This window comes from Collinsella sp. AF20-14LB (genome assembly GCF_003459505.1).
Taxonomy (GTDB): Bacteria; Actinomycetota; Coriobacteriia; order Coriobacteriales; family Coriobacteriaceae; genus Collinsella.
Genome location: NZ_QRWD01000033.1, coordinates 1 through 4,389 on the forward strand (window position 1 = coordinate 1; position 4,389 = coordinate 4,389).

The 4,389-nt window shown below is 62.4% G+C and carries 4 protein-coding genes; all 4 read right to left on the reverse strand.

The window, feature by feature from the left end; translation table 11 throughout:
• Window positions 1-167: 167 nt before the first annotated feature.
• The 4 genes from DWX63_RS10865 to nadA are packed head-to-tail and all read right to left on the reverse strand — an operon-like array spanning window position 168 to window position 4,035.
• Entirely contained in the window at window positions 168-713 is a 546-nt protein-coding gene (locus tag DWX63_RS10865) for a transcription repressor NadR (protein ID WP_117776390.1), read from the reverse strand.
• Window positions 713-1,573, reverse strand: coding sequence for a carboxylating nicotinate-nucleotide diphosphorylase (gene nadC, locus DWX63_RS10870; protein ID WP_055250817.1), 861 nt, complete (start codon window positions 1,571-1,573; stop codon window positions 713-715). Before nadC ends, DWX63_RS10865 begins: the two co-directional genes overlap by 1 nt.
• A 3-nt stretch (window positions 1,574-1,576) precedes the next feature.
• Complete coding sequence (locus DWX63_RS10875) at window positions 1,577-2,953, reverse strand: L-aspartate oxidase (RefSeq protein WP_233514545.1); 1,377 nt, start codon at window positions 2,951-2,953, stop codon at window positions 1,577-1,579.
• A 56-nt stretch (window positions 2,954-3,009) separates the two neighbouring features.
• Complete coding sequence (nadA, locus tag DWX63_RS10880) at window positions 3,010-4,035, reverse strand: quinolinate synthase NadA (protein WP_117843718.1); 1,026 nt, start codon at window positions 4,033-4,035, stop codon at window positions 3,010-3,012.
• Window positions 4,036-4,389 lie beyond the last annotated feature (354 nt).

Genomic DNA, 4,389 nt, shown 5'->3' on the forward strand with positions numbered 1-4,389 from the left:
ATCGACCTGCGCCGACGCCCCTAAAGTGGACACACATTTTGTCCTATAAGCCGCAGCTAATTGGGGACGGGGCTACCTTGGCAGTTGCGGTGGAATAGTTCCTGGCTCATTGCTTAGGTGCCGATTGTAGGAACTATTTCACCGCAACTTATATAGACAGTATCGGGTTAGGACAAATCATCCTCGTAGGGCATTAAATCGGCAAGGTAGCCTTTCTCCTTGAGTATGGCCTCGATCTCGTCGAGGGTTTGCTCATCCTCTGCCGCAATGCGGTGGAAGTGATAGCCGCTCGTCACCGTTAGTAGTGGAAAGCTCTTGCCGCTCTCGATATCGTGCAGGTAGCGCTCAACATCGCGACGATTGCGAATGTCCAGGTCGGCCGTGATCTTACCGTACACGCGGTGATTGACGATCACGTTGAGCACGGCGCCGCCGGCGTCGACGATACTCGTGAGCTCATCGCCTGCCTGCTCCACGCTGTGGCGAACCTTGACCAAGCGCGTGGGCACGGCGGGGCTGCTGGGGGCCTCCTGCAGCACGTAGCCGCGGTTGGTTGCCACGACATCGTGCCCATCGGCGCGCAACAGGGCAATATCCTGAACCACGACCTGGCGGCTCACGCCAACCTCGCGGGCAAGTGCGCTGCCCGAAACGGGCTCCCTGGCTCCCTCGAGCACGCCCATGATGGCACGACGGCGCTCGCGGGCGTTCATTATTTACCGTCCAGCAGACGCAGGTGCTTAAGCGAGAGGTCGAGGATCGGGGCGGAGTGTGTCAGCGCGCCCGAGCTAATAAAGTCGACGCCCAGATCGGCCAGGGCGCGAATATTGCTGGCGTCCACATTGCCCGAACACTCAGTCTTGGCGCGACCGGCGATAAGCTCGATAGCGGCGGCCATGTCGTCGTGGGTCATGTTGTCGAACATGATGATGTCGGCGCCGGCTTCCACGGCCTCGCGCACCATGTCCAGGTTCTCGCACTCGATCTCGACCGTCGTGGTAAACGATGCATGGGCGCGCGCCATCTCAATCGCGCGCGCCACGCCACCGGCGGCGTCGATGTGGTTGTCCTTGAGCATGACGGCCGTCGACAGGTTGTAGCGATGGTTGCTGCCGCCGCCGATCTCAACCGCCGCCTTCTCGAAAACGCGCATGCCCGGCGTGGTCTTGCGTGTGTCGACAAGCACGGTCTTGGTACCCTCGAGCGCCGCTGCCATTCTGTGCGTATAGGTAGCGATACCGCTCATGCGCTGCAGGTAGTTGAGCGCCACGCGCTCGCCCGAAAGCAGCACGCGCGCATCGCCGCGCACCTGGCCCACGTGGTCGCCGGCGTGCACCTCGTCACCGTCGGCAACATCAAACAGCACCGAGCTCTGCGAATCCAGCAGCTCAAAGGTGCGGGCGAACACATCCAAGCCCGCGATGATGCCATCGGCCTTGGCGATGAGCTCCACCGTGGCGGGGCGCGCCGTGGGGCACACGCTCGCCGTGCTCACGTCCTCAAACGTAATGTCCTCGCGTAGAGCCTGCAGAATCAGATCATCGACGACGAGCTTCATGGTAATGGGATTCATGGTCTACTCCTCCACGGCCTGCGTGCCGGCGGCACGGGCCAAATCATCGATTGCAAGGGTATCTGCGCTCAGAGCGCGATGGCGGCCATCGAGCGCGGGCTCGCCCGCCTGCTCCACGGCAAGCGACTCGCCGGTACGCATGTGCCAGGCGGCACGGCGACCCCAGACCAGCGCCTCGAGCAAGCTATTTGATGCAAGACGGTTCTTGCCGTGAACGCCATTGCAAGCCGTCTCGCCGGCAGCGTAGAGCCCGGGCATCGAGGTGCGGCCGTCCTTGTCGACCCACACGCCGCCCATAAAGTAGTGCTGCGTAGGCGTGACGGGGATGGGCTCGTCCAGGATGTCGCGGCCGTCCTCCAGGCAGCGCGCACGGATATTGGCAAAGTGCCCGGTCACTACATCGCGCTCGACGGGGGCAAAGCTCAGCCACTCGTGCTCGGTGCCGTCGAGCTTCATCTGCTCGCGAATAGCGGCGGCGACCACATCGCGCGGCTGCAGCTCGTCGGTAAAGCGCTCGCCGGCGGCGTTGAGCAAAATTGCGCCCTCGCCGCGGCAGCTCTCGCTGATCAGGAAGGTGCGGCCCGGCTGCGGCGAGAACAGCCCCGTGGGATGAATCTGCACGTAGTCCAGGTGCTCCATCTTAATGCCATGCTCCTGAGCGATGTAGCAGGCGTCGCCGGTGAGCTGCGGGTAGTTGGTCGAGTGATCGTATACGCCGCCGATGCCGCCCGTTGCCCACAGCGTGTGGCGGGCATGGATCTTAAACGGCTCGCCGGCATGCACGCCCTCGGCGGCATTTGCCAGCTCGTCGGCGGGACGAACCGAGTTGTCCTCGTCCACGGAAACGGCGACGACACCGGCACACACCGTGGCGCCGTCACGCTCGGCCGTCAGGATGTCGGTCATGGCCACGTGCTCCAGAATCTGCACGTTGTCCAGCTTGCGAACGGCCTGGAGCAGCCTGGTCGTGATCTCCTTGCCCGTAATATCGGCATGGAAGGCGATGCGCGGACGGCTGTGCGCGCCCTCGCGGGTAAAGTCGAGGATGCCGTCGGCCTTGCGCTCAAAGTCTACGCCCATCGCTAGCAGGTCGTTGATGACCGAACGGCTCGAGCGAATCATGATGTCGACGCTCTCGCGGCGGTTCTCGTAATGGCCGGCGTGCATGGTGTCCTCAAAGAAGGCATCGTAGTCAGAGCCTTCGGGCAGCACGCAGATACCGCCCTGCGCGAGCATCGAATCGCACTCGTCGACGGCGCCCTTGGAGAGCATGATTACGCGCGTGCTCGTCGGCAGATTGAGGGCCGCGTACAGGCCCGCCACGCCGCAGCCGGCAATGACGACGTCGCACTCCATATCGGGGTATTGCTTGGTTTCCACAGGAATCCTCTCCCTTGTAATGTGACATAAGGGATGGTCCCTCATGTCACATTGGCTTAGCGCGCCGCGTACTCGAGCATGCGGTCGAGCGTGAGCTTGGCCTGATCGGCGGCCTCGTCCGACACGCCAATCTGCACCTCGCCCTCGCCCGTCTCCAGGCAGTGCACGAGCTTTTCGAGCGTGATGAGATCCATGTTGACGCAGGTGGGCTGCACCGCGGGGAAGTAGAACTTCTTGCCGGTGCTCTGGCAGCGGCGCTCGAGCTCGTAGAGCACGCCGCGGACCGTCACGATGATGAACTCGCTCGCGTCCGACTCCTCGGCGTACTTGATGATGCCGGCGGTGGAGCCGATGTAGTCGGCCTCGGCCAGGACGTCGGCCTTGCACTCGGGGTGCGCCAGCACGAGCGCATCGGGATGCGCCTCCTGCGCGTCGACAATCTGCTCGACGGCGATGATGTGGTGGCGCGGGCAGTAGCCGTTGTTGAGGATGACGTGCTTTTGCGGCACCCGCTCGGCTACGAAGCGGCCCAGGTTTTGATCGGGGATAAACAGGATGTGCTGCTGTGGCAGCTCGGATACGATCTTGACGGCGTTGGAGCTGGTGACGCACACGTCGCTCCAGCTCTTGATCTCGACCGTCGAGTTGACGTAGCAGACCACGGCAAGGTCGTCGCCGTACTCGGCGCGCGCCGCGTCGACCGTCTCGCGCTTGACCATGTGAGCCATGGGGCAGTCCGCGCCCGGCTCGGGCAGCAGCACGGTCTTGGTGGGGTTGAGCAGCTTGGCGCTCTCGCCCATAAACTCCACGCCGCACAGCACGATAGCCTGCTGCGGTAAGCTCTTGGCAAGCTTTGCCAAGTAGAAGCTGTCGCCGACGTAATCAGCCACGGCCTGCACCTCGGGCGCCACATAGTAGTGCGCCAGAATCACCGCATCACGCTGGGTTTTTAATTGCTGAATGGCCTCGACGAGCTCTGCGGGCACCAGTGCCGCGCGCTCCGTTGCCGTCGTTGCCGATGCTAGGCCGGCCGCGATATCGCGTGCAAGCTCCGACGCATCCATGTTCGCGCTCTGTGCCATCAAGGCCCCTCTCTTTTGGCGATTCTTGGGGCTTTAGTATGACACCTAGGTTTACAGCTGACAAGACAGCTGTAAACCTAGGTGTAAAGTTGGAATAAAGATTCAATCTTGGGGCGGATCCATTTTCGAACTGGCAAGCTGAGGATAGCCGAAAATGGACCCGCCCCAAGATTCGAGCGGCCCGTTTTGTCCTGGGCCAAGGGGCGGTGGTCAAAAAAGGCCAAATATGAGTACTGTCACCAAATTAGTAGCAGCGATTTTCCGGTCCAGAGCAGCAAAATCGCCTTGTTTGGAGCCCGATCAGGTAGCGTGCAGAGATGTGGTGTAAGAGGCGGGGCATGCCCCGCCTCCGCC

Bases quoted from the DNA above. Each gene is read 5' to 3' on its own strand.
- DWX63_RS10865 (WP_117776390.1), bottom strand. From the start codon at position 713: ATGAACGCCCGCGAGCGCCGTCGTGCCATCATGGGCGTGCTCGAGGGA.
- nadC (WP_055250817.1), bottom strand. From the start codon at position 1,573: ATGAATCCCATTACCATGAAGCTCGTCGTCGATGATCTGATTCTGCAG.
- nadA (WP_117843718.1), bottom strand. From the start codon at position 4,035: ATGGCACAGAGCGCGAACATGGATGCGTCGGAGCTTGCACGCGATATC.